Raw genomic sequence first — 24,513 nt, forward strand, 5'->3', positions numbered from 1 at the left:
GATGGCGGAAAAAGGTTGGAAGAGCTCACTACAGGACAGCTAGGCAGTTTGGTGCAATCCTTCGCACAGGAAACCTTCGAGCCGTGTCATGCGGGCCAGGGCCGGAGGCGTAGTGAGCCAGGTCCCGAACTTGGCGGCCAGGGCCTGGAGTGGCGCGCTGTCGAGGTGTGCCTGCATTGCGGCGGCATCGGCGTAGCGCTCGAAAACGACGATGCGGTTTTCGTTTTCAAGGTCGGCAAGCACCTCATATTGCAAGGTTCCAGGCTCGGTATGTGAATGAATCACCAGTTGCTCCAGTGCGGCGAGCAGGTTGGCGCGAAACCGGGGGTGAACGTCGAGCGTGGCAAGCAGGTACATTGGAAACTCCGTGAGTGAATGGAGCTTCAGCTTACGCAATCGGCCTTGAAGGCGGATTGTAAAAATGGGACTTTTCACGCATGCCGGCGATGATGGTTTGCGGCGCATAGCTCGTGAGTGTGCGTGTTTCGTGGATAAAGTGCGACTGGTCGAAATAGCCCATGCGCAAAGCAGCATCGATCGCGGGCATGCCGGGAGAAAGCGCCAGCATGCGCATCGTATGGCCAAGGCGGGCGATGCGGGCGAACTTCTTTGGTCCGAGGCCGTAAGTGTCGGTGAACTTGCGCTGGAAGTGGCGGCGTGTCCAGCCGGATTTTTCAGCTAAAGCGTCGATGCTGGTGCCAGGCGAGTAGTACAACTGGTCGAGCAAGGTGTCGAGCCAGCGCCCGCTGCGGTCTTCATACTGGCCAAGCCGCGCCAGGAGGAATTGGTCGAGCAGTGCGGAGCATTCGGCTGGACTATCAGCCTGAAGCAGGCGGTCGGACAGCCGTTCTGCGTGATCGCCCCAAATGGCTTGCGCAGGCCATTCCTGGTCGTGCAGGTGGGCCAGCGATGGCGCGCAAAAATGCCGCAGGCTGCCGCCGCGAAAACGAACGGCGACGAATCCGAGTGGTCCGTTCTCTTCGATGGCGATGGCGCGTGTGCGCACGCACAGGAGCACGCCACGCGGCGCTTCTTTTCCGTTCAGCAGGAACGGCGAGCCGTAATGGAAGATGCACTCAGAACCGGTCCCGGGTGGAAGCCGGGGCGGGAGCGTCTGTTGGCCTTGCCAGCCCCAATAGCGGTCGATATAGGGACGCAATTGCGCGGACGGACGCAGATGCCAGCGTCGGGAGTCGAACATTCTAGTTTTCATTTCAGCAACATGATATCCTGCCGCTCCTTGAACGCAATTGGTAATTTGGTAATGAGATTGAGAAAGCTGCTTCTGCCTGTGGCCCTGCTTTGGACCGGCACGGCGTTCGCCGGCGCGAAAGTCGATGCGCTCACGATCGATATTGGTCTCGGTGATGCCCTCCGATTCGCAAAGATCATGAAGGATGGCGTAGTGCCGACAGCCGAAGTCCTGCAGCGCGAATACCTGGATCAGTCCGGCGCAGGCGTGAAAGTGTTCACTCCAATGCGCATCGTGGACGCAAAGCGCTTGGCACGCGCGGTCGCCGCTAAACCCGACAATTACCGCTACGCGATCCGCGAATGCCTGCCACGGCTGCCTGCCTTGCGGAGTGACCTCAAAGCGATCTACCTGGCTTTTGCAGGGTTAATGCCAGAACGGCCGTTACCCGCTATTGAGGTCGTGTTCGGCGCTTTGAATTCCGGCGGCACGGCCAGTTCCGACATGCAGGTAATCGGCCTGGAAGTCACCTGCCCACCCGGCACGACACCCGAGCAGTTCCGGACGACGATGCGAAGTTTTTTTGCTCATGAAACGGTACACACCTGGCAGGGCGCAGCATCGCCGCAAGCACTCGCCGATCCTTTATTGAGCCAGTCCCTGAGAGAAGGCATCGCTGACTACCTCGCGTACGTAGTCACTGGCGAAATGCCCAAACCCGATCGCGATGCATGGGCACGCGAACGCGAATCGTGGTTGTGGGAAGAGTTCAAGCGTGATCGCCAGTTGATGCAGGCCGACGGCGAGAGCTTGCGCAATCCTATGGCTAATGCGCGTTTCAAGCGCTGGTTCGCCAATTGCGGAGCCGCCCCGGAGGGCTGGCCTTGCGAGGCAGGCTATTGGATCGGCATGCGCATTGCCGAAACCTACGTGAACCGATCTCCTGACAAGTATGCGGCGATCAGGAAACTGATCGAACTTGAGGACCCCGCAGCAATCCTGAAAGCCAGCGGATACGAGGAATGAGGCGCCGAATCGTGGCTGCCCGAGGGCATGGGTAGCTAGCGGCCTTGTAATTGGTGGCGCTCCATCAGTTCGACGATCCAGTCGATGAACACGCGAAGCTGTTTGCGAACATATCGATTGGGTGGATATGCCACGTGGAGCGGCATCGGCTCGATACGCCAGTCCGTGAATAGCTGCACGAGCGCGCCGCTGTCAACATGCTGCCTGGCCATGTACTGCGGCAGCCATAACACGCCAAGCCCGGCCAGTCCGGCTGTCAGGTAAGCATTGCCGTCGTCGATCGTCAGGAAGTAGCGGCCACCAATCCTGACACGCTCGCCGGATCTCTCCATCGTGTAGGGCAAACCGTTGGTCCAGCGGTACTGGACGATACGGTGGCCGGCGCCATGCAATTCACCGGGAGACGTTGGCGTTCCCGCCCGGGCCAGGTATGACGGCGCGGCATAGACCCCCAAATGCAGGTCGGCGACTCGCCGTGCAACGAGCGAAGCATCATCAATGCCGCCGCCGCGCACCACGCAGTCGACATTGTCGCCAATCAGGTCGACCTTGCGGTCGCTGGCGCCGATATCGAGCTGGATTTCCGGGAAACGGGCGTGGAATTCAGGCAGAGCCGGCACCAGGATGATGTTCGCAAACGGGCTCGGGACATCCACCCGCAACAGGCCGCGCGGCGCAGCTGATTCGCCGGGAATATTGTTTTCGATGTCCTCAAGTTCGGCCAGCAGGCGGATCACCCGCTCGTAGTATTCGGAGCCTGCCGTCGTCACGTTCACCTTGCGGGTCGTTCTATTGAGCAGCTTGATGCGCAGTTCGGCTTCCAGTTGCTGCACCAATTGGGTGATCGTGGTTTTGCTCACACCCAGCGTTTCGGCGGCCTTGGTGAAGCTGCCCGCCTCAACCACCCGAACGAATGCCCGCATGCCTTCCAGTTTGTCCATCTCGAGTTCCGCCAATAGTTTGGTTTTTCCAAACAGTGTAGCAGCCATTTTGCGGTTTATCCGAATGATTGCCGTAGCTATAGTGCTGGCATTCATCAGCACAAGGAGCAGACACCATGAAAGCGCGCGAAACCGTTTTTCCGGCCGGGCGGCACGAACTTTACGCAGTCCATAAATACTCGGCTGCGATTCGATCGGGGGATTTGCTATTCGTCTCCGGCCAGGTCGGCAGCCGTCCAGATGGAGCGCCGGAACCTGAATTCGAGGCCCAGGTACGGCTGGCATTTGAGAACCTGAAGGCGACGCTGACGGCTGGCGGGTGCGGCCTGAACGACATCGTTGACGTGACGACTTTTCACACGGACCCGGAAAAGCAGTTCAGTACAGTGCTGGCGATCAAGGACGAAATCTTCCGGGACTCGCCCTATCCGAACTGGACCGCCGTAGGGGTCAACTGGTTGGCCGGGTTCGACTTCGAGATCAAGGTCATAGCTCGGATTCCCGACTGAGTAATGCAGGGTTGGAGCAAGAACAAAAAAAGCCCACGAACCGAAAATTCGTGGGCTTCCTTGCCTCTTAAACCGCGTTTACCACTTCGGCACTAGATGAGCATGGGACTTGTTCCATTCATCAAAACTGGCAGGAACGTCGGGTTTTTCATCCGACTTTGGAATTACGGCCAGTCTCTCTTCGTCGCGGGGCTCGCGTGTGTAACCATCGAGTTTCGTCACGGTGCCTTTGATTTGATCTTTATCGATGTTGCCGGAGAACGTCAGCAGGACTCGTGCTTCGCGCTCCTTGCCGTCCACGACTTCAGTGCCATCCGAATACTTTGCCTTGAAAGAGATGGTCTTCTGTTCTTCGTTGTAGGCCACGTCATATATGGCTGCGTGCCATGGCTCCAATGAGCCGTCGGCCATTCCGATTGCGCCAAAAACGACGTTGCCTTGCTTGTACAGCTCGACGCTATAGCCGGACTCGGCGTGTGGCTCTTCGGTGTCGCTGTATTCCATGCTGAAGAAGGCCCCGATCAGCGCTACAGGCCCGGCAGGCGTGCTCGCAGGCTTTGCATTTGCCGTCATCGGCGGCGGCTGGACCACCTTGGCGCCTGAAGCAGGCAGGCTGCCGGACGTATAGCTGAAGATGCCGGCAGCCAGTACCGCAATTGCGGTGCCGGCAGCTGCAACGAGTGCAAATGATTTTTTCAATGCTGAGTTCCAGAGCGTTGTTGGGGGCAAAAACAAAAAAGCCCACGAACCGAAATTCGTGGGCTTCTCTGCGTATCTTGGTAGGCCGTGCGGGGCTCGAACCTGCGACCAACGGATTAAAAGTGCGTTTCTCTAAAGTACTCGGTCTATTTAACAAAACGAGAAAACAATTCGGCAAAGCTGTCTGGTTTTACTTCATCAAGATTGCTCCCATGCCTTACGAAATACTGATTGCCGTAGATGGAAGGTTTTGCGTCAGATTCAATTTTTAGTATTACTACCGTCTTATCAAAGTATTTGACGGAAGAGATGTTTCGCGAGATGTAATCCTTGTCACGATCACTAATTGGCTCGTTCTTAACCAATTGAGTAAGTTTCGTGAAGTAGGTATCTACATCCTTATGATGCTTCAATGCCTCACTGTCGATTCCGCAAATATGGAAATTGGCATACTTTATTGGCTTTGCCGAATAAAATTTCGCAAACTGCGCTGCTGATGAATCCTTATCTGCAATTCCCAAGACGCAATAACCAACCGAGTTAGGCAAAGTGTTCGCCATTGCGGTTAGGGTTTTAATTATTTTCGAAAAAAGCTTCTGATCAAAGGTAGAATTATCTTTGTCAAGAGAGTGCAATCCGACTTTGAAGTCATATAGCGTCTGCTCTGTGGATGATTGCATTAAAATATTTTCCAAACGAGTAATCCAGTGATTTCTCCCGGGGTCGTTTGAATTATCTTTTGCAAAGCACTTGCGGATAACGCCAGTCAACGAGTCGACAGCATTCTGTTTTTCTTTTGCTGACCAGTTGCCGCCGCCTTGGCTTAAGTTGATTAGTTTATCACCGGCCCCGTCAAGTAAAGATACCAATGTTGCCATATCAGAAACTTCCATATCTTCCTCTATCAGCATTTCATAGATAGCCAAATAGAAGATCTGGAAGTAGCGTGGGGCGCGCTCAGGAACTTTCGCAAACAGCAATGCACCGAAACTCTTCCCTGAAGCCGTCAGAATCGCAATTATTTTATCAAAAACATACTGGATATTGGTTGTGACTTGCTCTTCATTAATTTTTTGAATTTGCAAATCAACTTGGCTTGCCAACGAGGTTTCACTTGTTGCGCCCGCTGCCACATTAAGACCATATAATTGATCCAAGATGTCTGGACTTGATCGCGTTCCTCGTTCTAGCGTAACCCAAGCGGTAATGTCCGCGATAATTTCTTCATCCTTGGATTGACGAAGATCTTCTCGGTTAATGATGTTATTTCGAATCCAAAATATGTCGTCAATCGCAATTCCATAATCGAGATGCTTGTTCGTAATACTGATCTTCTTCATTGCGCTTAGATTGAGAACATCGGATGCGCTGGCATCGCCTCTTATCCCCGTAGAAACCTTACGGACGATCGATGCAAATTTACTTATAGCACCTGCTTGCCTAAGTTCTTGCCTTGAAAGGTGGCGGCCATTGGAATTAAGACGACGGAAGACTTCATCGACGTGGTCACTCCCCGTTTCTTGGAACACGGATAATGGGATTTGGTATCGAACAATATTGGCGCAAAGTTCTCGAGCCAAAACATTTTCTTTTTGGACTAATGTCTTATTATCTTTTAGGAGCTTTGTGTCCGCCATGGTATCTAGATCAAAGTAGCCTCCGCTTACATCAAATTCTTGCTCAATGAAAGACATTATTGCATTGAGTCGTTGCATCCCGTCAATGATCTCCAGCACCCTGCGTGGCGCTGAAATCTCCGCGAGGAGCACCAAAGGTACAGGATAGCCTTTCAGTATGGAATCGATGAAAGCGCGCTTCTCGTCGATGGTCCAAACCAGCTTGCGTTGGTAACGGCGATTAACGAGAAAGGTATTTGAAAGGTAGTACCCGTACAAGCTTTGAATGCTCTCGCCTTTGATCGACAGCTCAACAGTATCTTTTCGTTCTTGTTGTTTCATCAGGTATCCTGTTCTCGTCCTAGTGGCCTTTTTTGAAACCTTATCTTAACGCATTTGGTTGCGTGATGGAATCGCATGACACGAGGTTTGCATTCAGAACTTGTGGGGGCTAGAAATTGCGTCGTAGCGTCTCAAGGACCGAAATTGTACCGAAAGCGGCTGTTAAGCTCCGACTTGACCGGATGCAAAAGAGGGGAGGGGGTTTTTAGCAACTTGGACCAGAAATGGACCAGAAAACAAAAAAGCCCACGAACCGAAATTCGTGGGCTTCCTTGCGTATCTTGGTAGGCCGTGCGGGGCTCGAACCTGCGACCAACGGATTAAAAGTCCGCTGCTCTACCAACTGAGCTAACGACCCAAGGTTCCACTTTCGAATGGTAGGCCGTGCGGGGCTCGAACCTGCGACCAACGGATTAAAAGTCCGCTGCTCTACCAACTGAGCTAACGACCCGTCGAAAGAAGAAGCGAGATTATAGGCTGGGTCGGCCCAGCTGTCAAATGCTCGCTTGTACTTTTTACCTGATGGATTTCAGGCGGTCCTTGGCGGTAGCGGCCGCCGGGGTGCCCGGATAGTTCTTGATCAGGTCTTGCAATGTCCTTTTGGCATTATTTACTGCCTTCAGCTCCGTCTGGCAGCTGGCAATGTTCAGCATGGCGTCGGCAGCTTTCGGGCTGTCCGGCCAGGTTTTCACGACCACCTGCTGGGCGGTGATGGCGTTTTTGCAATCGCCCTGGGCGTAATAGGCGTTACCGAGCCAGTATTGCGCGTTCGGTGCGTAGGCCGAGGCGCCGAAGCGCTTCACGAAGTCGCCCAGCGCGTTGGCGGCGCCTTTGTAGTCGCCGCTCTTGAACTGCGCCATAGCGTTGTCGTAGGCGTTCTGTTCGTCCATGTTGACCGAGGAGGTCTGGCCGTCGATGGTCACCTGGCGCGGCTCGAGCTTCTTCATGCGGGCGTCGAGGTCAGTGTAGAAGTCCTTCTGGCGTTTTTGTGCGACCTGGATTTCGTTCAGCAGGATTTCGGTCTGGCCGCGCAGGCGTGCAACTTCTTCGCGGAGCTGGTCCTGCTGCGAGATCATGTCGAGCGTGGTGCTTTTGTCGGTCTTGGTGTCGATCAGGTTCTTCAGATCCGCTTCCAGCTTGGCGACCTTGGCCTTCAGATCCATGATGGCCTTGCGTGCCTCTTCATCGTCGAACAGGCCGGCCGATGCGGTCAGGGGCAGGGTGGCAGCAAACAGGGCTGCCAACAGGGCAGACTTAGTGAATTTCATTTTTTCTTCCTTGCACAAAAAAAGAAAGGGGGCAGGGCGCAGTATAAACTGCGCGCTGCCCCTTGTGCGGCATTGTTAGGCTGGCGAATTACTTCGCTTTGTAAATGATGTCGGTGCCGCGGTTTTGCGACCACGCTTGTTCGGCATGCCTGCCTCCTTTGGATTTTCTTCGCCCAGCGAGACCGCTTCCATTTGATTGGCGCCGAGCAGGCGGTAAGCAGGAGTATTGCGCCGATGGCGGTGAGTATATTGCGCATTCAGTTGCCCAAAAAATTAGGGGCGGTGCGCAGTCTATACTGCGCACCGCCCCTTGAGTGCGGCATCTTAAGCTAAAAAATTACTTAGCTTTGTAAACGATGTCAGCACGGCGGTTCTGCGACCATGCTTCTTCGTTGTGGCCTTCAGCCTTAGGCTTTTCTTCGCCCAGGGACACGGCTTCCATGCGGCCTTCTGGCACGCCCAGGGCTGCCATCGACTTGCGCACAGCTTCAGCACGCTTCTGGCCCAGGGCCAGGTTGTACTCGGAGCCGCCGCGTTCGTCGGTGTTACCCTGGATCAGGATGGTGCGCTGGTTTTTGCCCAGGTATGCGGAGTGGTTCTTCACCACTTCCTGGCCTTCTGCTTTAACAACGTAGCTGTCGAAATCGAAGTACACGGAACGGTTTGCCAGTTTGCCGCCTGGTACGTCCAGTTCGTCAACTTCTGCAACCACTGGCTTGACTTCGCGTGGCTCAGCTTGCTTGACTGGCTCGGCTGGCTTCTCAACCACTTCAGGTGCTTTGGTTTCTGGTTGTGGGGTCGAGCAAGCTGCCAGCAGGGCGGCGGTGCTGAGGATGAAGGCTACGTGTTTTACGTTACGCATTTTTATTTCTCCTGGTCGTTAAAGGTGCTACTTCTCGTTTACTTCTTTTACTTCTTCACTTCATGAAAGGGCCCCAAGTGGGTTCCTTGATATTGCCCGCCTGAATACTCAAGCGTTGCTTAACCCGGCCGTCTGTCGATGCCACCGCCAGCGAGCGGCGGCCGCCGTTCTGAGTGGCGTACAGGATGTACTTGCCATTCGGAGCGAAGCTTGGCGAATCGTCGCTGGTGGTATCGGACAGGCGTTGCTCTTGGCGGGACTCCAGGTCCATTACGAACAACTGGAAGGCGCCGCCATCGCGCCGCGAAATATAAGCCAGCGTCTTGCCGTCAGCGGAAATGCGCGGGCTGATATTGTACGAGCTGCCGAACGTCACGCGCTGGGCTTCCCCGCCGTTGACGCTCATGCGATAGATCTGAGGACCGCCGCTGCGGTCGCTGGTGAAATAGATGTACTGGCCGTCGGCACTGAATTGCGGTTCGGTGTCGATGGTGCTGCCATTGGTCAGGCGGCGGATGCCGCTGCCGTCGGCGTTGACGATGTAGATCTGCGTGTTGCCGGGCTTGGAGAGGGCCACAGCCAGGCGCTTGCCGTCCGGCGACCAGGCCGGTGCGGAATTGTTGCCCTTTTCATTGGCCACAACGGTGCGCTGGCGGGTTACCAGGTTCTGCACGTAGACCACCGGCTTGCGCTGTTCGAACGAGACATAGGCCACCTTGGTGCCGTCAGGAGACCACGATGGCGAAATGATTGGCTCGGTGGAGGTCAGGGCAGGGATCACGTTTTCGCCGTCGGCGTCCGCCACTTCCAGTCGGTACTGGCGGCCTTGCTGGATCACGTAGGCAATACGGGTCGAGAACACGCCTTTGATGCCGGTCAGCTTTTCATATACATCATCGGCGATCTTGTGCGCGGCCAGGCGGCCGTACTGGTTCGGCATCGGGGCGCGGAAGCCGGACAGGTCGTTACCCTGCACGGTGGACATCAGGCGGTACTGCACCTCGAACTGGCCGTTGCCGAGCGTTTGCACGGAGCAGGCCACCAGTGCGTCGGCGCCGCGTGCCTTCCAGCTGGTCGCTTCGGTCTGCATCAGGTTGGTGGTCGGCGTGGCGTCGATAATCTTGAACATGCCGCTGCGGGTCAGGTCGGCTTTGACGATTTCCGAGATCTGGGCCGGGGCCGAGGCTTCGCCGGCGCACGGGCCGATGGCGACCGGGATCTGGTTGCTGCCGACGCCGGAAATTTCGACGCGCAGTTGCGCCTGTGCCGACAGCGCGAACGCTGCGCCGGCAACTACGAACATAAATTTAGCTTTGTTCATCAAGGTACGTCCTTCAAATTGAACACGAGTTCAAGCTCGCGCGCCACCGTGCCGTCATCACGCTTGGGCAGGGGCGAGGCCTTATAAATCGCATTCTCCACCGCAGTGTCATACGCAGCTACGCCGCTGCTCTTGGTTTTCTTAACCGACATGACTTCGCCGCTGGGAAGCTGGCTGACCATGAACCTGGCTTCGATATCCTGCTTGGCGCCAGGATAGTCGATGCGGCCCATGATCTTGGTGCGCAGCTTCGCGACATAGCCCTTGTCCAGGTTAGGCGCGGTCGAACGTGCCGCCGTTCCGGTGGAGCCTGCAGCTGCCGAACCCATGATGCGCTGCATTTCTGCAGCACGGGCTTTGGCAGCCTTTTCCTTCTCTTTCAGTTCCGCCAGTTTTTTGGCTTTTTCTTCTTCCAGCTTTTTCTGCTTGTCTTGTTTATCTTGCTCAGCCAGGAGCTTCTTTTCTTCTTCCAGCTTTTTCTTCTGCTCGGCGATCTTCTGCTCGAGCTCTTTTCGCTCTTTTTCTTTCTTCTTCTGCAGCGCGATGTCCGGATCAGGCTGAACCGGCTTCACCACTTCCGGCGGGGGAGGTGGCGGCTCTGGCGTGCGCGCAGGCGGCTCGGGCTCGGGCTGCGGGTCCGGCTCAGGCGCCTGCGGTGCGGCCATCTGCGTGGTCATGTCCCAGATTTCGGCATCGACGCCGACCGGGTCATTGTTCCAGCGAATGCCCACCCACAGGAATACAAACAGCACGCCATGCATCACCAGGGCCAGCGCAAACGCGCGCGTGCCGCCGTGCCGCTTCGGCACACGGTACGGTCCGCCTGCATTTGCCATCGTCATTGCCATGCCTTACTTCGTTGCCAAGCCAACGCGGTTAATCCCCATCTTCTTCGCTTCGGAAATCAGTTGGATCACATCGTCGTACTTGCTTTCCTTGTCGCCGGCGATCAGCACCGGGTACTCAGGATATTGTTCGTGCAGGGTGCGCAGCTTGCGCACCAGGGCTTCACGGTTCGGTTCGGTTTCCGGTGCCTCGGCCGATTTGCCGCCGATACCGATCATCAGCGAGCCATTCGGTTTCACTTGTACCTGGATGAAGGCATCCGGCGGGCGCGACGCTTTCTCCGCGTGCGGCAGGTCGATCGAGCTCGGGTTGTTCGAGGTCGGCATCACCATGAAGATGATCAGCAGGCAGAGCATGACGTCGATATAAGGCACGACGTTGATCTCGGACTTCAGCTTGCGGCCGCCGCGGCTGCCGCGCATGCTGCTGGAGAAGGAAGAAGCCATCTTCAGTTTCGCCTTTTAACGGGACTGGCGCTGCAGGATGTTCGAGAATTCTTCAACGAAGCTCTCGAAGCGGATCGCCAGGCGGTCAATGTCGTGCGAGAAGCGGTTGTACGCCACCACGGCCGGGATAGCTGCGAACAGGCCGATAGCAGTCGCGATCAGCGCTTCGGCGATGCCGGGCGCCACGGCCGACAGCGTGGCCTGCTGCACATTGGCCAGGCCGCGGAAGGCGTTCATGATGCCCCACACCGTGCCGAGCAGGCCGATGTAAGGGGAGACCGAGCCGACCGAAGCCAGGAAGGCCAGGTGGGCTTCCAGGGCATCCATCTCGCGCTGGAAGGCAGCGCGCATGGCGCGGCGGGCGCCATCCAGCACGTCGCCCATATTCATGTCGCGGCTGCTGGCAGCGGCTTGCTTGCCCTTGATGTACTCACCCATGCCGGCTTCGAAGATGCGGGCCAGGGCGCCACTGTTGGCGCGGTTGCTGCCGGCGCTGGCGTGCAATGCATGCAGGTTGCCGCCGGCCCAGAAGGTCTTTTCGAACTCGACGGTCTGGTTGCGCGCGCCGCGCACATCAAACAGTTTCTTGAAAATATAGGTCCAGCTGATAACGGAAACCGCAAGCAGCAGCGCCATGATCAACTGAACGATCAGGTGTGCGTTGGTGATGAGGGCGATGAAGGAAAGGTCTTGGTTGACGTTCATTGTTTCTCAATCTAATTATTATGCGCGCATGCGGGCCGCAACGGCATCGGGCACGGCGCGTGGGCGCAGGGCCGAGTCGACGCAGCCAACTTTAACGTGGGCAGTATTTAAGAGGCGGTCGCCGCACCACGCCTCCTGTACAAACTGGATCGAAGCGCGGCCCAGTTTATCAATACGAAGCGTCAATTTTATTACATCGTCTAGTCGCGCCGGCGCGTGGTAGTCCGCGCTGACATTTTTGACAACAAACATGGCGTCGTGTTCGCGCAGGAGGCTGTCCTGGTTAACGCCGAGGGAGCGCAACCACTCGGTGCGCGCGCGCTCGAAGAACTTCAAATAGTTCGCGTAATAGACAATTCCGCCGGCGTCCGTGTCTTCGTAGTAGACGCGGACCTCCCAGGTGAACTCAGACGACATAGATAGAAGAGCTACTAAGTGAGAATCGGCAACATTTTACGCCAAATGAATCGGCGACAAGGTATTTTGCACAATCTCGTAACAATTGCTTACGGTTTTCCCTTATATGGGGCGGCATTTTAGCTGCGTTTGATGGCGAATGGCGAGAATCCTTGGCAGGTTGGCATCAATTCGATGGAATTTACATTAATGTGTTGCGGCAATGTTGCAATCCAGAAAGCCGTGTTGGCGATATCGTCGGCAGTCAGCGGGGTGGTGCCTTCGTAAATCCTGACTGCCGCCGCGTCGTCTTTCAGGCGCACATTGGAGAATTCGGTGCCGCCGCACAGGCCAGGGGCGATATTGGTGGCGCGCACTCCGGTGCCGATCAGGTCGGCACGCAGGTTGAGGGTGAATTGTTCGACGAAGGCTTTGGTGGCGCCGTAGACATTGCCGCCCGGGTAAGGGTAGGCGCCGGCCACCGAGCCGAGGTTGATAATAGTGCCGCGGCCGCGCTCGACCATGCCCGGCAGCAGGGCGCGCGTGATGGTGACCAGGCCGGTACAGTTGGTCGCAATCATGGTCTCCCAGTCTTCCAATTCGGCTTCGTGGGCGCCTTTGATGCCGAGCGCCAGGCCGGCGTTATTAATAAGCACGTCGACTTCCTGCCAGCCGGCAGGGAGGGAGGCCAGGGCGGCATGGATCGCACCCTTATCGGTCACGTCGAGTTTTACGGGCAGTAAGTTCGGGCCGAGTTCGCTCGCCAAGGCTTCCAGGCGCTCGGTGCGGCGGCCGGCGGCGATCACCTGATGACCGTTCTTGACGAAAACACGCGCCATTGCGGCGCCAAAACCAGCGGTTGCGCCGGTAACTAACACGATCATGGTCGAACTCCCATTATTAACTTTGGGGATTCTAACGCCAAAACCGGTAAACCAGTGTCAGACCCGCGGGGTCTGACACTGACTGATCATCTGGCCGGGCCGCAAGCGGGGTCTGACCCTGGTTTACCGGTTCTAAGCCGAATAAGCCGCGAAATCAGCCGAATCCGGCCAAATGATTGCCGGATTAACTCACTTAAATTACAATCCTGACTCCATTACTGTCTCACGTAACTGGCGAAAAACCAGCTGGCGCTTGCGCTGCTGGTGAGAGGTGGGCAACCACCGGGGAACGTGAGATCTCAAACAGCCGTTCGCCTGGGCAGCCACGATGGAAACGTGCGTTTCGGCTGCCCTGTCACTTTTGGCTCCCGATTCGATCCAATCTGCCTTAAAAACTGGAGTAATTTCATGTTCGCAAAAGATCACACCCTCGCCAACGTTGACGCGGAGCTGTTTGCCGCTATCCAGAACGAGAACAAGCGCCAGCACGACCACATCGAGCTGATCGCTTCTGAGAACTACACTTCGCCAGCCGTAATGGAAGCCCAGGGCTCCCAGCTCACCAATAAATATGCCGAAGGCTACCCAGGCAAGCGCTACTACGGTGGCTGCGAGTACGTGGACGTCGTCGAGCAACTGGCAATCGACCGCGTGAAGCAGCTGTTCGGCGCGGAAGCGGCCAACGTGCAGCCTAACTCCGGTTCCCAGGCCAACCAGGGCGTGTTCTTCGCCGTGCTGAAACCAGGCGACACCATCATGGGCATGTCGCTGGCGGAAGGTGGCCACCTGACCCACGGCATGGCGCTGAACATGTCCGGCAAATGGTTCAACGTTGTTTCCTACGGCCTGACCGCCGAAGAAGACATCGATTACGACGCTATGGAAGCCCTGGCCAAGGAGCACAAGCCCAAGCTGATCATCGCCGGCGCTTCGGCCTTCTCCAAGAAAATCGATTTCGAGCGCTTTGCCAAAGTGGCCAAGGCCGTTGGCGCCTACTTCATGGTCGACATGGCCCACTACGCCGGCCTGATCGCCGCCGGCCTGTACCCGAACCCGGTTCCGCACGCAGACTTCGTGACCTCCACCACCCACAAGTCCCTGCGCGGCCCACGTGGCGGCATCATCCTGATGAAGGCCGAGCACGAAAAGATCATCAACTCCTCGATCTTCCCTGGCATCCAGGGCGGCCCGCTGATGCACGTTATCGCAGGCAAGGCAGTCGCTTTCAAGGAAGCCCTGTCGCCGGAATTCAAGGCCTACCAGCAGCAAGTGGTGAAGAATGCCGACGTGCTGGCCAAGACCCTGATCAAGCGCGGTCTGCGCATCGTTTCGGGCGGCACCGAGTCGCACGTGTTCCTGGTCGACCTGCGCGCCAAGAACCTGACCGGCAAGGAAGCGGAAGCGATCCTGGGCCAGGCTCACATGACCTGCAACAAGAACGGCATCCCTAACGACCCTCAGAAGCCATTCGTGACTTCCGGCATTCGTCTGGGCTCGCCAGCCTTCACCACCCGCGGTTTCAAGGAAGCCGAGGCGGAAGAAGTGGGCAACCTGATCGCCGACGTGCTGGATAACCCGCACGACGCAGCAACCATCGAGCGCGTGAAAGCCGCTGTGAAGGTGCTGGCTGACAAATTCCCTGTTTACGCCTAAGCAAGCGGTTGGTACTATCGAGGCGCCGGATCGTAAGGTCCGGCGCTTTTTCATTCAATAATAAGAGACGCCACATCCATGAAATGCCCGTTCTGCCAGCACGATGATATCCAGGTTCTCGACACCCGCGTGTCGGAGGAAGGGGATGCCATCAAACGGCGCCGGCGCTGCGTGAACTGCGATAAGCGCTTCACCACGTGGGAGCGGATCGAACTGACCATGCCTTACGTGGTCAAGAAGAACGGCAGCCGCACCGAGTATTCGGCCGACAAGCTGCGCGCCAGCCTGATGCTGGCCCTGCGCAAGCGCCCTGTTGCTGCCGAGTCCGTCGACAAGGCAGTGTCCTCCATCGAAGAAAAGCTGCTGACCAGCGGCCAGCGTGAAGTCGACTCCGTCTTCGTTGGCGAACTCGTCATGGCCGAACTCAAACGCCTCGACAAGGTGGCGTATATCCGCTTCGCTTCGGTCTACAAGAACTTCGAAGACCTGGCCGAATTCCAGGATGCGATCGAAGAAGTTGGTGACGGTCAAGAGCTCTCTCCCAAGGCTTGATATTTCTCAAACCTGCGCGCCCTTTGCTGACTAATTTGATCAGCAGGGGAGGGCTGCGCTATGCGTCGTCCATTTGCTGGGTTCACCATGCTGGAAGTGCTGGTTGCCGTGCTGCTGCTCGCCGTTGGCCTGGTCGGCGCGCTGGCGATGCAGGCGCACGCCATGCGCACCCGGCAGGAATCGGCGCTGCAGACCGAAGCCCTGCAGGCTGCCGCCACGCTGGCTGAACACATCCGCGCGAACGCCGCGCAGTCCTCCGCTTACCTGGGGTTTGAGTTTGATGCCGCTGCCGGCAGTGGCGCGCCCGATGCGCCGGCCGCCTGCAATGGCGCCCCATGCGATTCGGTCACCATCGCGCAGCAGGAGCTGCATGAATTCCGCCGGCGTCTCGCGGCTGCGCTGCCGCTTGCCCGCGCGGTTGTTTGCCGCGATGCCGGCGCCGCGCCCGGCGGGCAGTTGCAATGGCCGTGCTCGGGCGCTGCCGATGCTCCTGTCGCCATAAAAATAGGCTGGCGCAGCAGGCGGCCGGATGGCACCAGCTTCGGCGCGGCGCCGGCTGTGGCGCTGTCTGTCGCGTTAGCCGGATCGCCTGCCGCCCCGGCAGTTCCGCCGGGCCCGCCGCCAAACATTCGGCCTGGCGCTGGGGGCGCGCAATGATGGCGCACCAGCACGGTCTGGCTTTGAGCGAGATCCTTATTGCGATGGCGCTCAGCCTGTTGGTCGCCCTGGCGGCAGCCTCGCTCCTGCACGCTTCCAGTGGCGACTTCCTGCATAACGGCGCCAACACGCGCATTGACGACAATGGCCGCTTCGCTCTGGCAATCATTGGTCAATCGCTGCGTCAGGCCGGCTATCCCGGGGAGCCCGGGGCTGGTGCCGCGGCACCTGTGCCGCCGCTGGCTATTGAGGGCCGCGACGCCGCAAGCGTGGCCACGAATTCGGATGGGCTCGGCGACGCGCAAACTTCTGTCAACGGCAGCGATGCGCTGGCCATCCGCTACCTGCCCACAGCAATCGCCGGCGCGTCGGCTGGCGGCGCCATGCTCAATTGCGCCGGTTTCCCCGCCGAGCCAGGCGAATGGGCGTGGAGCATTTTTTACCTGGCCCGGGCCGGCGACGGCATCGCCGAACTTCGCTGCAAATACAAGGGCGAGAACGGTTGGGGTTCCGATGCCGTGGTGCGTGGCGTGGATGCGTTTCACGTGCTGTACGGCATTGATACCGATGCCCCGCGCGACAACATCCCCAACCTTTACCTCACCGCCAGCGGCATTGACGCTCTCGACGACTTGCTTCCCGCGCCGGAACGCGTGATGCGGCCTCATTGGCGCCGCATCACCAGCATCCGCATTGCTTTGCTGCTGCACGGCGAACGAGGCTCGCGCGGAGGAAGCCGCTTAAGCAGCTATGAACTGCTTCCGGGTGCCGATCCAGGGGCGCGCATCGATGAAGCCAGCCTGCCGGCACCGATGCAGCACCGTGCCCGTCGCCGGTTCACGGCAACCGTCGCCCTGCGCAACCCGTAGGAGGCCGCGATGCACTACTACCAGCGTGGCGTCACCCTTCCGGTAACGATGCTGTTGCTGCTCGCCGCGCTGGCCATCGGGGCATCGGCGGCACAAATGGCCATGCTGGGTGAGAAGGCGGCCCGCGCGGAACGGGACCGCCTGATCGCCTTCCAGTCTGCGGAGGATGCACTGATGGATGCAGAACGTGATATCAACGCCGGCCTTGGCCCGCCACTCGATCCGGCGCCTGATCCCGGGCGGGCACCCGCCTGGCAAACTGTCGACCTGGCGGGCAACGGCGGCACCGAATACGGCGCGTTCACCGGCGCTTCCATGGAAACCGGTCAGGGCCTGCTGCCGTTCCGCCGTCCGCGCTACCTGGTGGAACGCATCGCCTATACGCCGGCAGGCGCGCCGCCTGCCCATTACTATCGGGTGACAGTCATCGGATTCGGTACGCGCCCCGGTTCCGAGACCGTGCTGCAGGCCAGCTTCACGCCCCCGGCACCAGTGCGTCGCCACAGCTGGCGCGAAATCATGGATTGGCAGGCGCTGCACGACGCCGCAAGCCGCGAGGACGAACAATGAATTCGCGCACCTCTGCCGGCGGCACCCTGCTCGGCATGCTGACCACGCTGGTCATCATCGGTATTCTCACCGCGGTCGCAATTCCTGTCTGGAACGGAGCGGTCATTCGCATGCGCCGCAGCGAAGCGCAAGCGACGCTGCAGGAGCTGATGCAGCAGCAGGAGCGCCACTACACGCGTTTCAACAGCTACGTTGCGTTCTCGGCGGCGACCGGCGACGAATACCGGTGGTGGTCGGGCCGTACGGCCAGCTCCAGTGCCTATGAGCTGGAAGGCAAGGCCTGCGATGGCCAGCAAATCAGCGACTGTATCCAGGTGGTCGCCACGCCCGGCACGCCCAATGTCGACGGCCGCTTCAGGGATCCGCAATGCGAACGCCTCATCCTCACCAGCAGCGGGCTTCACCTCGCCACCGGTCCCTCACGCAACTGCTGGCGCTGAGGCGAACCGCCCGCGAACGGGCGGGGCGACGACCCGGCTTCACGCTGCTGGAGCTGATGATCGTGCTCGCCATCCTGTCGATCCTGTTCGCCTCCGCGCTGCCTGAGCTGGGCAATATGCTGGCAGGTCGCCAATTGCGCAGCGCCTCCGCCGACCTGCTGGCAGCCATCAACGATACCCGCGCCCAGGCCATCGCCCGCCGCCGCGTAGTCACGCTGCTGGCCGAAAACGGCAATTGGCAGCAAGGTTGGCTGATTATTATCGACGCCAACGCCAACCGCAGCCCCGACCAGGGCGAGGCGATCCTGTACCGCCACGTGGCGGCGCCCGAGCGCCTGCGGGTAAGGGCCAGGTTCACCGACAACACGGCCCCGGCCTATATTTCATATAATGCAGCAGGAAGAAGCTGCCGCGCCGCCCATCCGAATGCCGCCAACTTTGGCACCATCACCCTTGAACTGGCCGGCGCGCAGCGCAATATCAAGATCAATATGCAGGGCAGGGCGCGCTTATGCGATCCCGCCCTGGAACCGGCGACCTGCGCAAGCATATGAATATCAACAGCGACCTCGAAGGCATGCAACTCGCCCTGCAATGGGCTGAAAAAGGTCTGTTCACCACCTCCCCGAATCCCCGTATCGGCTGCGTGATCGTGCGCGACGGGGGGGTCATCGGCGAAGGCGTGACGCAGGCCGCCGGCCAGGATCACGCCGAAGTCCAGGCCCTGAAAGATGCCAAACGGCGTGGCCATGATGTACGCGGCGCCACCGCTTACGTCACGCTGGAGCCCTGCAGTCACCACGGGCGTACGCCGCCCTGCGCCGATGCGCTGGTGCGCGAAGGCCTGGCCCGCGTTGTCGCGGCGATGGAAGATCCGAATCCGCTGGTTGCCGGCAACGGCATGGCGCGCCTGTCCGCCGCAGGAATTGAAGTTGCCAGCGGCCTTCTGGCCGATCAGGCATACGAAATGAACATTGGCTTCTTCCACCGCATGCGCCACGGCCTTCCATGGGTTCGCATGAAGACTGCCGCCAGCCTGGATGGCATGACTGCCCTGCACAATGGCCAGAGCCAGTGGATCACCGGCGCCGAGGCTCGCGCCGATGGCCATGCCTGGCGCGCGCGTGCCTGCGCCATCCTGACCGGCATCGGCACGGTAAAGGCCGATGACCCGCAACTCAACGTGCGCGCGGTCGAAACGCCGCGCCAGCCGCGCCGCATCGTGGTCGACAGCAAGCTGGAAATCAGCCCGCAAGCGCGTGTGCTGGAAGGTGGCGGAACCTGGATCGTCGCCGCCGCCCATCATCGGGAAAAGGAAGCGATCCTGCGCGACAGGGGCGCGGAGATCATCGTCCTGCCGAACGTGCACGGTAAAGTCGATTTGCCGGAGCTGATGCGCGAGCTGGGGCGCCGCCAGATCAACGAGCTTCATGTCGAAGCAGGTGGCAAGCTGAATGGCTCCATGATCCGCGAAGGATGCGTGGACGAACTGCTGGTCTACCTGGCGCCAACCTTGCTGGGCGACGCGCAAGGCATGTTCGCCTTGCCTGCGCTGACTGAACTCAGCGGCAAGCACAGCCTGAAATTTCACGAGGTTAAGCAAGTCGGGGCCGATTTGCGTATCCTTGCCCGATTCAACCCACATTAAAGATCATTATGTTTACTGGAATCGTTGCCGCAGTCGGCAAAATCAAATCCGTAACCCCGCTGGAAGGCGGCGCCGACGCAGGCGTGCGCCTGGATGTTGACGCCGGCGGCCTGCCGATGGCCGACGTCGGCCTGGGGGATTCGATCGCCCTGAACGGCGCTTGCATGACGGTGGTGGAGAAGACCGCCACCGGCTTTACTGTCGACGTTTCGCGAGAAAGCCTGAACAAGACCGTCGGCCTGGACACGACCACGGAAGTGAACCTGGAAAAGGCCCTGACCCTGGCCGAGCGCCTGGGCGGCCACCTGGTATCCGGCCACGTCGATGGCCTGGGCGTGGTGCGCAAGTTCGAACCGGTCGGGGAATCGTACGAACTGGTGATCGAAGCGCCGCGCGAGCTGGCGAAATACCTGGCTTACAAAGGTTCGGTGGTGGTGAACGGCGTGTCGCTGACCGTCAACCGCGTTGAAGACAGCGCCACCGGCTGCTCCTTCTCGATCAACCTGATCCCGCACACCATCCAGGTCACCACCCTGAAGCACCTGAAAGCCGGCTCCAGGGTCAACCTCGAGATCGACCTGATCGCCCGCTACGTGGAGCGCATGCTGAGCCTCGCCAAGGAGGCGTAATTCAGCCTAGTGGGACCAGTTGAGGACCATGCGCTTGAGGTCTATCTGGATGTCGCCGCCTGCCAGGTTGCAGCCGGCGAAGTCTTCATGGAACTCCAGGTAGTAGGGGCCAAAATACATGCTTTCGGCATTGCCGTACATCGTGCCGCCCAGGTGATGGACATGCGGGGCCTCGTGAAAGCGGGCGAAGCCCAGTTTTTCGCCCTCATCGGAAAACATTGCGATGTAGGCGCGTTCTGCGCCATCTTCTTCATCTTCCTCGCGCGGCGGTATGCCAACGTTCGGATCCTCCTGCCTTAAGGCCGAGGAAATTGGAAAGGCGGCACGCAAATCGTCTTTGCCTTCGCCTGGCGGCCACGCAAGCCGCTCCCCGCTTCCGTCGCGTGGCGCAGCGAAATGCAGCGCATAGCCGTCTGACATCCATTTTATCTCTGCGAAGTCCAGCGCTTGCGCCGTGGCCGGTGGCATTGGCGGATAACAAAGCGGCCCATCAAATTCCTCCTGGGTCAGCCAGATGGCAACATAGCTGCGGCAGATCGCGTCCTCCATCGTAAAGCTTTGAGGATGGGAAACGAGCTGTGTCGGATCAAAGCCTTCGAGATCTGGCGCATTTTCCGCCATGTCGCCCACAAAGAGGCTCAGCGCCACCAGTTTTTCGCTTTTGACCCTGTATTCAGGCGGCAGGCGCAAGGTAAATGCATGGCGTAGCGGGTAGCCATGGCGAGGGTTGAGTGGCCAATGCTGGTGCTCAATCCCCGGCGGCAAGCCGAATGCCCAGCCGTTTTCCCATTCTGCACCACGGAGCGATGCGGGAAGCAACTGTGCCTCGCCGGGCCAGATGTTGAAGGCATCTTTCAGTCCGGGATCGGCCGGTTCGAATGCAGGGTAGACGGCATCGCGTGAGCGCAGGATGATGTCGCTGACCTGCTGGCCCTTGGCCTGGATCACGATGTCGTAGCCAGGCTCGCTGCGGTCGATGAAGGCGGCGATGTCCGCGCCGTTTCCGTCTGCTGCGGCCGGCAGAGGTGTCAATTGCGGGCGTTGGGCGAGCGCCTTGTCCAGCCGCATGCAAACGAACAGTCCTTCGATACGGTGACTTTCGGGAAAGCCGGTCGAAAAACTGAGCTCCCCGATCATTTGACCGGCATCCAGGCGAGCGGCAAACTTCTTCTCATTCTTGCGTGGGACTCTGATGCGGCCCAGGTCACCATATTCGGGTGACTGCCATGCGTCGCCAAATGCTTCGGCCAGCATGCCCATCGGAAGGCCCGGGCGTAAGTTCGCAAGTTTTTGAAATTCCATTGACAAACTCTTTCGGTGTTGAACTGCGGAAATGTTATCATGGCAAAAAAAATCAACACCAGAGTTTGTCTGCAGTGATCGAGCGTTAGGTGGCGGCACGCGCAGCGGCGATGTAGGCCGGCGGTTCCGCATTAATGCCCAGCTTTACCTGACGGGTGAGGTCATCCGCCAGCACTTCGTCTTTCCCTTCCGCCAGCGCAGCAATGATTTGTGCCGCGACATCGTCCGGTTTGATCTTCGCGATGTCGTAGCCAGCGGTCATATCGGTATCCATATAGCCCATGTGGGCGCCGACCACCAGTGTGCCCTGCGCGGCCAGCTCGATACGCAGGCCGTTGGTCAGCGCCCAAGCGGCCGACTTCGACATGCTATAGGTGTTGGTCGGGCCCTGGCTGTACCAGGCCAGTACGGAAAGGATGTTGACGATGGCACCGCCGCCGTTGGCTTTCAGCGTAGGGGCGAAGCCTTTGCTCAACAGCATAGGGCCGATCACATTGGTTTCCATCTCTGCGCGCGCCTGATCGAGGGCATTGTCGGCCAAGATGCCGCCGGCTTTGACGATGCCGGCATTATTGATCAGAACACTCACGTCCTGGTATTCACGGGTGACGGCGGCGATTTCGTCGTGTTTGGTCACGTCCAGCTGGACTGGGATGACGCCAGGCAGGGTGAGCGTTTTCGGATCCCGGGCGGCGCCGTAGACTTTTTTCGCGCCAGCTGCCATTGCCGCTTTTGCCAGCTGCAGGCCCAGGCCACGGTTAGCGCCAGTGATGAATACGACGGAATCTTTGAGGTTCATGATGGTTTCCTTGAGGGTCAAAAATGATGATCATCATCTAATGGCTTAATAATAGTGATCGCAATTAAAAATTTCAAGGAAATTTTGAAAAGGGGCGCGCGACGCGCCCCGGCGGGGACTACAGCAGGGTGGTGGTAAGGGTGATGTTGGTATTGAACAGCTTCGAGACGGGGCAGCCAACTTTTGCCTTATTGGCAAGCTCTTCGAACTTGGCCTTGTCGGCGCCAGGAATCTTGGCTTGCAGGTCGAGGTGGATAGCGCTGATGGAGAAGCCGTCGGCTACCTTGTCCAGTGTCACTTCGGCCCTGGTTTCCATCTTTTCGGCAGTAAAACCGGCCTCGCCCAATATCAGCGACAAGGCCATGGTGAAGCAGCCGGCATGCGCCGCCCCGATCAGTTCTTCCGGATTGGTGCCCGGTTTGCCTTCGAAACGGCTGGAAAATCCATAAGGCGCCGCCTGTAGCGCACCACTTGCAGTACTGATCGCTCCACGTCCATCCTTGATGCCGCCAGTCCAGACGGCCGAACCGCTAGTCTTCATCGCTGCCTCCTTCAGGGTTGAAAAAGCAATTCAGTCTAGGCCAAATCGCCTAATGGCGGCGCCCGAGGGGGCGGAAGTGCGCCAAATCCTTTAAAATAGCGGGTTAACAAAGAAACGCTCTGTGCCTCACATCAAAGGAAAAAATATGTCCATATCCAGCACCGAAGAAATCGTCGCCGAACTGCGCGCCGGTCGCATGGTGATCCTGGTCGATGAAGAAGACCGTGAAAACGAAGGCGACCTGGTGCTGGCCGCCGAACACGTCACGCCGGAGGCGATCAATTTCATGATCAAGCACGCGCGCGGCCTGGTATGCCTGACCCTGACCGAAGAGCATTGCAACCAGCTTGACCTGACCATGATGACGGCCAAGAACGGCACCTCCTTCGGCACCAATTTCACAGTGTCGATCGAAGCGGCGGAAGGCGTCACCACCGGCATTTCGGCCGCCGACCGCGCCAAGACCATCCAGGTCGCCGTGGCCAAGGGCGCCAAGCCAAGCGACATCGTGCAGCCGGGCCACATTTTCCCGCTGCGCGCGGTGCCTGGCGGCGTGCTGATGCGCGCCGGCCATACCGAAGCTGGCTGTGACCTGACTGCGATGGCTGGCCTGATGCCGGCTTCCGTGATCTGTGAAATCATCAAGGACGACGGTACCATGGCGCGCCTGCCGGAACTGCTGGAGTTCGCCAAGGAACATGGCCTGAAGATTGGCACCATCGCTGACCTGATCCACTACCGCAGCCAGAACGAGTGCATGGTGGAGCGTATCGCCGAACGTCCTCTGCGCACCGCGCACGGCGATTTCCGCATGATCGCTTTCCGCGATAAGCCAAGCGGCTCGGCCCACCTGGCCTTGGTGCATGGCGATATGGCTCCTGGCAAGGAATCGCTGGTGCGCGTGCACCAGCCAGTCTCCATCCTGGACCTGCTGGAAACCGAAGCCACCACCCATTCCTGGAACGTGTCGTCCTCGATGAAGGCGATCAAGTCGGCGGAGCAGGGCGTGATGGTGCTGCTGAATTGCGGCGAGACCGCGGAGCAGCTGTTCGGCCAACTGGAGGCGCTGGACAAGAACGTGCGTCCAACCGGCCGTGCCGCCAGCATGGACCTGCGCAGCTACGGCATTGGCGCGCAAATCCTGCGCGATGTGGGCGTGCACAAGATGCAGCTGCTGGCCAGCCCGCGCAAGATGCCTTCGATGACCGGCTTTAACCTTGAAGTCACCGGCTACATGGCCAAACCTGCTGCCTGAAGCGCGGCATAATCCAATATCCTGAGAAAGAGGTACACCATGACCGTAGCAACCTACGAAACCAACTTGTCCGGCGAAAACCTGCGCATCGGCATCGTGCAAGCGCGCTTCAACGAAGACGTTTGCCACGGCCTGCTGTCGGCCTGCCTGCAGGAGCTGAAGAACCTGGGCGTGGAAGACGAAGACATCCTGCACGTGACCGTTCCGGGCGCGCTGGAAGTGCCGCTGGTGCTGCAAAAGATGGCCGAGTCCAACCAGTTCGACGCGCTGGTCGCGCTGGGCGCCGTGATCCGCGGCGAAACCTACCACTTCGAGCTGGTGTCCAATGAATCCGGCGCAGGCATCACCCGCGTGGGTCTGGATTACAGCATCCCTATCGCCAACGCCATCCTGACCACCGAGAACGACGAACAGGCGGAAGTCCGCATGGCCGTCAAAGGCGCCGAAGCAGCGCGCTGCGCCGTCGAAATGGCCAACCTGTCGATCGCCCTGGAAGAACTGCACCAGGACCTGGGCGACGACGAGTAATTCAACAAGAAGAGAAG

The 24,513-nt window shown here is 58.8% G+C and carries 29 protein-coding genes, 2 tRNA genes and 1 riboswitch; of the genes, 13 read left to right on the forward strand and 18 right to left on the reverse strand.

All coding sequences use genetic code 11. From position 1 onward, the window contains the following. Window positions 1–39: 39 nt before the first annotated feature. On the reverse strand, window positions 40–357 hold the full coding sequence (locus ACWBU6_RS10710; protein WP_452648779.1) for a putative quinol monooxygenase: 318 nt from the start codon (window positions 355–357) through the stop codon (window positions 40–42). A gap of 31 nt (window positions 358–388) precedes the next feature. After that, entirely contained in the window at window positions 389–1,201 is an 813-nt protein-coding gene (locus ACWBU6_RS10715) for a helix-turn-helix domain-containing protein (protein ID WP_452648780.1), read from the reverse strand. A gap of 69 nt (window positions 1,202–1,270) precedes the next feature. On the opposite strand from ACWBU6_RS10715, the gene ACWBU6_RS10720 reads away from it, so the two are divergent. Beyond that, window positions 1,271–2,218, forward strand: coding sequence for a gliding motility protein GldB-related protein (locus ACWBU6_RS10720; RefSeq protein ID WP_452648781.1), 948 nt, complete (start codon window positions 1,271–1,273; stop codon window positions 2,216–2,218). Between the two features lie 35 nt (window positions 2,219–2,253). Here the strand turns inward: ACWBU6_RS10720 and ACWBU6_RS10725 are convergent, their stop codons facing one another. Next, entirely contained in the window at window positions 2,254–3,159 is a 906-nt protein-coding gene (locus tag ACWBU6_RS10725; RefSeq protein ID WP_452648782.1) for a LysR substrate-binding domain-containing protein, read from the reverse strand. A 116-nt stretch (window positions 3,160–3,275) separates the two neighbouring features. Here ACWBU6_RS10725 and ACWBU6_RS10730 point away from each other — a divergent pair, with 116 nt between their 5' ends. Further along, entirely contained in the window at window positions 3,276–3,668 is a 393-nt protein-coding gene (locus ACWBU6_RS10730) for a RidA family protein (RefSeq protein ID WP_452648783.1), read from the forward strand. A 78-nt stretch (window positions 3,669–3,746) separates the two neighbouring features. Here the strand turns inward: ACWBU6_RS10730 and ACWBU6_RS10735 are convergent, their stop codons facing one another. The 12 genes from ACWBU6_RS10735 to ACWBU6_RS10790 all read right to left on the reverse strand — a co-directional run bounded on the left by ACWBU6_RS10735 (window position 3,747) and on the right by ACWBU6_RS10790 (window position 13,053). Then, window positions 3,747–4,367: a hypothetical protein gene (locus tag ACWBU6_RS10735; RefSeq protein ID WP_452648784.1), complete on the reverse strand. Its 621-nt coding sequence runs from the start codon at window positions 4,365–4,367 to the stop codon at window positions 3,747–3,749. Between the two features lie 146 nt (window positions 4,368–4,513). Next, a complete protein-coding gene (locus ACWBU6_RS10740; protein ID WP_452648785.1) occupies window positions 4,514–6,325 on the reverse strand; it encodes a GmrSD restriction endonuclease domain-containing protein in 1,812 nt (603 codons plus the stop codon). 282 nt (window positions 6,326–6,607) lie between these two features. Continuing rightward, window positions 6,608–6,683 (reverse strand) — tRNA-Lys (locus ACWBU6_RS10745). A gap of 17 nt (window positions 6,684–6,700) precedes the next feature. Then, window positions 6,701–6,776, reverse strand: a tRNA-Lys gene (locus ACWBU6_RS10750). 64 nt (window positions 6,777–6,840) lie between these two features. Further along, the gene (gene ybgF, locus ACWBU6_RS10755) at window positions 6,841–7,593 is read right to left on the reverse strand and encodes a tol-pal system protein YbgF (RefSeq protein WP_452648786.1); all 753 of its coding nucleotides are present in this window, start codon (window positions 7,591–7,593) and stop codon (window positions 6,841–6,843) included. A 337-nt stretch (window positions 7,594–7,930) separates the two neighbouring features. After that, on the reverse strand, window positions 7,931–8,455 hold the full coding sequence (gene pal, locus ACWBU6_RS10760) for a peptidoglycan-associated lipoprotein Pal (RefSeq protein ID WP_452648787.1): 525 nt from the start codon (window positions 8,453–8,455) through the stop codon (window positions 7,931–7,933). A 55-nt stretch (window positions 8,456–8,510) separates the two neighbouring features. Beyond that, entirely contained in the window at window positions 8,511–9,776 is a 1,266-nt protein-coding gene (tolB, locus tag ACWBU6_RS10765; protein ID WP_452648788.1) for a Tol-Pal system beta propeller repeat protein TolB, read from the reverse strand. Beyond that, window positions 9,776–10,624, reverse strand: a complete 849-nt coding sequence (locus ACWBU6_RS10770; protein ID WP_452648789.1) for an energy transducer TonB — start codon at window positions 10,622–10,624, stop codon at window positions 9,776–9,778. Before ACWBU6_RS10770 ends, tolB begins: the two co-directional genes overlap by 1 nt. A 3-nt stretch (window positions 10,625–10,627) precedes the next feature. After that, complete coding sequence (locus ACWBU6_RS10775) at window positions 10,628–11,068, reverse strand: ExbD/TolR family protein (RefSeq protein WP_452648790.1); 441 nt, start codon at window positions 11,066–11,068, stop codon at window positions 10,628–10,630. Between the two features lie 15 nt (window positions 11,069–11,083). Then, complete coding sequence (gene tolQ / locus ACWBU6_RS10780) at window positions 11,084–11,773, reverse strand: protein TolQ (RefSeq protein WP_452648791.1); 690 nt, start codon at window positions 11,771–11,773, stop codon at window positions 11,084–11,086. Between the two features lie 18 nt (window positions 11,774–11,791). After that, the gene (gene ybgC, locus ACWBU6_RS10785; protein WP_055935129.1) at window positions 11,792–12,190 is read right to left on the reverse strand and encodes a tol-pal system-associated acyl-CoA thioesterase; all 399 of its coding nucleotides are present in this window, start codon (window positions 12,188–12,190) and stop codon (window positions 11,792–11,794) included. A 119-nt stretch (window positions 12,191–12,309) separates the two neighbouring features. Further along, window positions 12,310–13,053 (reverse strand): SDR family NAD(P)-dependent oxidoreductase, encoded by a 744-nt coding sequence (locus ACWBU6_RS10790; RefSeq protein ID WP_452648792.1) that lies wholly within the window; start codon window positions 13,051–13,053, stop codon window positions 12,310–12,312. Between the two features lie 217 nt (window positions 13,054–13,270). After that, window positions 13,271–13,381, forward strand: a riboswitch (ZMP/ZTP riboswitch). 80 nt (window positions 13,382–13,461) lie between these two features. On the opposite strand from ACWBU6_RS10790, the gene glyA reads away from it, so the two are divergent. The 9 genes from glyA (at window position 13,462) to ACWBU6_RS10835 (ending at window position 20,071) form a co-directional block, all read left to right on the forward strand. Next, the gene (gene glyA / locus ACWBU6_RS10795; protein WP_452648793.1) at window positions 13,462–14,706 is read left to right on the forward strand and encodes a serine hydroxymethyltransferase; all 1,245 of its coding nucleotides are present in this window, start codon (window positions 13,462–13,464) and stop codon (window positions 14,704–14,706) included. Window positions 14,707–14,784: 78 nt separating this feature from the next. Continuing rightward, the gene (nrdR, locus tag ACWBU6_RS10800; RefSeq protein WP_090443505.1) at window positions 14,785–15,258 is read left to right on the forward strand and encodes a transcriptional regulator NrdR; all 474 of its coding nucleotides are present in this window, start codon (window positions 14,785–14,787) and stop codon (window positions 15,256–15,258) included. A 60-nt stretch (window positions 15,259–15,318) separates the two neighbouring features. After that, complete coding sequence (pilV, locus tag ACWBU6_RS10805; RefSeq protein ID WP_452648794.1) at window positions 15,319–15,915, forward strand: type IV pilus modification protein PilV; 597 nt, start codon at window positions 15,319–15,321, stop codon at window positions 15,913–15,915. Continuing rightward, entirely contained in the window at window positions 15,912–16,784 is an 873-nt protein-coding gene (locus ACWBU6_RS10810) for a PilW family protein (protein WP_452648795.1), read from the forward strand. Before pilV ends, ACWBU6_RS10810 begins: the two co-directional genes overlap by 4 nt. A 9-nt stretch (window positions 16,785–16,793) precedes the next feature. Beyond that, on the forward strand, window positions 16,794–17,354 hold the full coding sequence (locus ACWBU6_RS10815) for a pilus assembly PilX family protein (protein WP_452648796.1): 561 nt from the start codon (window positions 16,794–16,796) through the stop codon (window positions 17,352–17,354). Beyond that, entirely contained in the window at window positions 17,351–17,794 is a 444-nt protein-coding gene (locus ACWBU6_RS10820; protein WP_452648797.1) for a type IV pilin protein, read from the forward strand. The genes ACWBU6_RS10815 and ACWBU6_RS10820 overlap by 4 nt, the downstream gene beginning before the upstream one ends. Then, window positions 17,722–18,348, forward strand: a complete 627-nt coding sequence (locus tag ACWBU6_RS10825) for a GspH/FimT family pseudopilin (RefSeq protein ID WP_452648798.1) — start codon at window positions 17,722–17,724, stop codon at window positions 18,346–18,348. Before ACWBU6_RS10820 ends, ACWBU6_RS10825 begins: the two co-directional genes overlap by 73 nt. Further along, a complete protein-coding gene (gene ribD, locus ACWBU6_RS10830; RefSeq protein ID WP_452649552.1) occupies window positions 18,345–19,442 on the forward strand; it encodes a bifunctional diaminohydroxyphosphoribosylaminopyrimidine deaminase/5-amino-6-(5-phosphoribosylamino)uracil reductase RibD in 1,098 nt (365 codons plus the stop codon). The genes ACWBU6_RS10825 and ribD overlap by 4 nt, the downstream gene beginning before the upstream one ends. 8 nt (window positions 19,443–19,450) lie before the next feature. Continuing rightward, on the forward strand, window positions 19,451–20,071 hold the full coding sequence (locus ACWBU6_RS10835; protein ID WP_452648799.1) for a riboflavin synthase: 621 nt from the start codon (window positions 19,451–19,453) through the stop codon (window positions 20,069–20,071). Window positions 20,072–20,077: 6 nt separating this feature from the next. Here the strand turns inward: ACWBU6_RS10835 and ACWBU6_RS10840 are convergent, their stop codons facing one another. The 3 genes from ACWBU6_RS10840 to ACWBU6_RS10850 all read right to left on the reverse strand — a co-directional run bounded on the left by ACWBU6_RS10840 (window position 20,078) and on the right by ACWBU6_RS10850 (window position 22,713). Then, the gene (locus ACWBU6_RS10840) at window positions 20,078–21,373 is read right to left on the reverse strand and encodes a DUF7256 domain-containing protein (RefSeq protein ID WP_452648800.1); all 1,296 of its coding nucleotides are present in this window, start codon (window positions 21,371–21,373) and stop codon (window positions 20,078–20,080) included. A gap of 85 nt (window positions 21,374–21,458) precedes the next feature. Further along, window positions 21,459–22,172: an SDR family oxidoreductase gene (locus tag ACWBU6_RS10845; protein WP_452648801.1), complete on the reverse strand. Its 714-nt coding sequence runs from the start codon at window positions 22,170–22,172 to the stop codon at window positions 21,459–21,461. A gap of 118 nt (window positions 22,173–22,290) precedes the next feature. Then, window positions 22,291–22,713: an OsmC family protein gene (locus ACWBU6_RS10850; RefSeq protein ID WP_452648802.1), complete on the reverse strand. Its 423-nt coding sequence runs from the start codon at window positions 22,711–22,713 to the stop codon at window positions 22,291–22,293. Window positions 22,714–22,858: 145 nt separating this feature from the next. Between ACWBU6_RS10850 and ribBA the strand changes: the two genes are divergently transcribed. Both ribBA and ribH read left to right on the forward strand, forming a co-directional pair. Further along, entirely contained in the window at window positions 22,859–23,968 is a 1,110-nt protein-coding gene (gene ribBA / locus ACWBU6_RS10855; RefSeq protein ID WP_452648803.1) for a bifunctional 3,4-dihydroxy-2-butanone-4-phosphate synthase/GTP cyclohydrolase II, read from the forward strand. A gap of 39 nt (window positions 23,969–24,007) precedes the next feature. After that, on the forward strand, window positions 24,008–24,496 hold the full coding sequence (gene ribH, locus ACWBU6_RS10860) for a 6,7-dimethyl-8-ribityllumazine synthase (RefSeq protein WP_452648804.1): 489 nt from the start codon (window positions 24,008–24,010) through the stop codon (window positions 24,494–24,496). Window positions 24,497–24,513: the final 17 nt, after the last annotated feature.

This window comes from Pseudoduganella sp. HUAS MS19, assembly GCF_053615455.1.

Excerpts from the sequence above, each read along its gene's own strand:
- ACWBU6_RS10835 (WP_452648799.1), top strand. The coding sequence starts at position 19,451 with ATGTTTACTGGAATCGTTGCCGCAGTCGGCAAAATCAAATCCGTAACC.
- tolB (WP_452648788.1), bottom strand. The coding sequence starts at position 9,776 with ATGAACAAAGCTAAATTTATGTTCGTAGTTGCCGGCGCAGCGTTCGCG.
- ACWBU6_RS10710 (WP_452648779.1), bottom strand. The coding sequence starts at position 357 with ATGTACCTGCTTGCCACGCTCGACGTTCACCCCCGGTTTCGCGCCAAC.
- ACWBU6_RS10820 (WP_452648797.1), top strand. The coding sequence starts at position 17,351 with ATGAATTCGCGCACCTCTGCCGGCGGCACCCTGCTCGGCATGCTGACC.
- ACWBU6_RS10740 (WP_452648785.1), bottom strand. The coding sequence starts at position 6,325 with ATGAAACAACAAGAACGAAAAGATACTGTTGAGCTGTCGATCAAAGGC.
- ACWBU6_RS10845 (WP_452648801.1), bottom strand. The coding sequence starts at position 22,172 with ATGAACCTCAAAGATTCCGTCGTATTCATCACTGGCGCTAACCGTGGC.
- ACWBU6_RS10840 (WP_452648800.1), bottom strand. The coding sequence starts at position 21,373 with ATGGAATTTCAAAAACTTGCGAACTTACGCCCGGGCCTTCCGATGGGC.
- ACWBU6_RS10770 (WP_452648789.1), bottom strand. The coding sequence starts at position 10,624 with ATGGCAATGACGATGGCAAATGCAGGCGGACCGTACCGTGTGCCGAAG.
- glyA (WP_452648793.1), top strand. The coding sequence starts at position 13,462 with ATGTTCGCAAAAGATCACACCCTCGCCAACGTTGACGCGGAGCTGTTT.
- nrdR (WP_090443505.1), top strand. The coding sequence starts at position 14,785 with ATGAAATGCCCGTTCTGCCAGCACGATGATATCCAGGTTCTCGACACC.
- ACWBU6_RS10810 (WP_452648795.1), top strand. The coding sequence starts at position 15,912 with ATGATGGCGCACCAGCACGGTCTGGCTTTGAGCGAGATCCTTATTGCG.
- ACWBU6_RS10850 (WP_452648802.1), bottom strand. The coding sequence starts at position 22,713 with ATGAAGACTAGCGGTTCGGCCGTCTGGACTGGCGGCATCAAGGATGGA.
- ribBA (WP_452648803.1), top strand. The coding sequence starts at position 22,859 with ATGTCCATATCCAGCACCGAAGAAATCGTCGCCGAACTGCGCGCCGGT.
- ACWBU6_RS10815 (WP_452648796.1), top strand. The coding sequence starts at position 16,794 with ATGCACTACTACCAGCGTGGCGTCACCCTTCCGGTAACGATGCTGTTG.
- ACWBU6_RS10790 (WP_452648792.1), bottom strand. The coding sequence starts at position 13,053 with ATGATCGTGTTAGTTACCGGCGCAACCGCTGGTTTTGGCGCCGCAATG.
- pal (WP_452648787.1), bottom strand. The coding sequence starts at position 8,455 with ATGCGTAACGTAAAACACGTAGCCTTCATCCTCAGCACCGCCGCCCTG.
- ACWBU6_RS10825 (WP_452648798.1), top strand. The coding sequence starts at position 17,722 with ATGCGAACGCCTCATCCTCACCAGCAGCGGGCTTCACCTCGCCACCGG.
- ribD (WP_452649552.1), top strand. The coding sequence starts at position 18,345 with ATGAATATCAACAGCGACCTCGAAGGCATGCAACTCGCCCTGCAATGG.
- ACWBU6_RS10775 (WP_452648790.1), bottom strand. The coding sequence starts at position 11,068 with ATGGCTTCTTCCTTCTCCAGCAGCATGCGCGGCAGCCGCGGCGGCCGC.
- tolQ (WP_452648791.1), bottom strand. The coding sequence starts at position 11,773 with ATGAACGTCAACCAAGACCTTTCCTTCATCGCCCTCATCACCAACGCA.
- ACWBU6_RS10715 (WP_452648780.1), bottom strand. The coding sequence starts at position 1,201 with ATGTTCGACTCCCGACGCTGGCATCTGCGTCCGTCCGCGCAATTGCGT.
- ribH (WP_452648804.1), top strand. The coding sequence starts at position 24,008 with ATGACCGTAGCAACCTACGAAACCAACTTGTCCGGCGAAAACCTGCGC.
- pilV (WP_452648794.1), top strand. The coding sequence starts at position 15,319 with ATGCGTCGTCCATTTGCTGGGTTCACCATGCTGGAAGTGCTGGTTGCC.
- ybgF (WP_452648786.1), bottom strand. The coding sequence starts at position 7,593 with ATGAAATTCACTAAGTCTGCCCTGTTGGCAGCCCTGTTTGCTGCCACC.
- ACWBU6_RS10725 (WP_452648782.1), bottom strand. The coding sequence starts at position 3,159 with ATGGACAAACTGGAAGGCATGCGGGCATTCGTTCGGGTGGTTGAGGCG.
- ybgC (WP_055935129.1), bottom strand. The coding sequence starts at position 12,190 with ATGTCGTCTGAGTTCACCTGGGAGGTCCGCGTCTACTACGAAGACACG.
- ACWBU6_RS10730 (WP_452648783.1), top strand. The coding sequence starts at position 3,276 with ATGAAAGCGCGCGAAACCGTTTTTCCGGCCGGGCGGCACGAACTTTAC.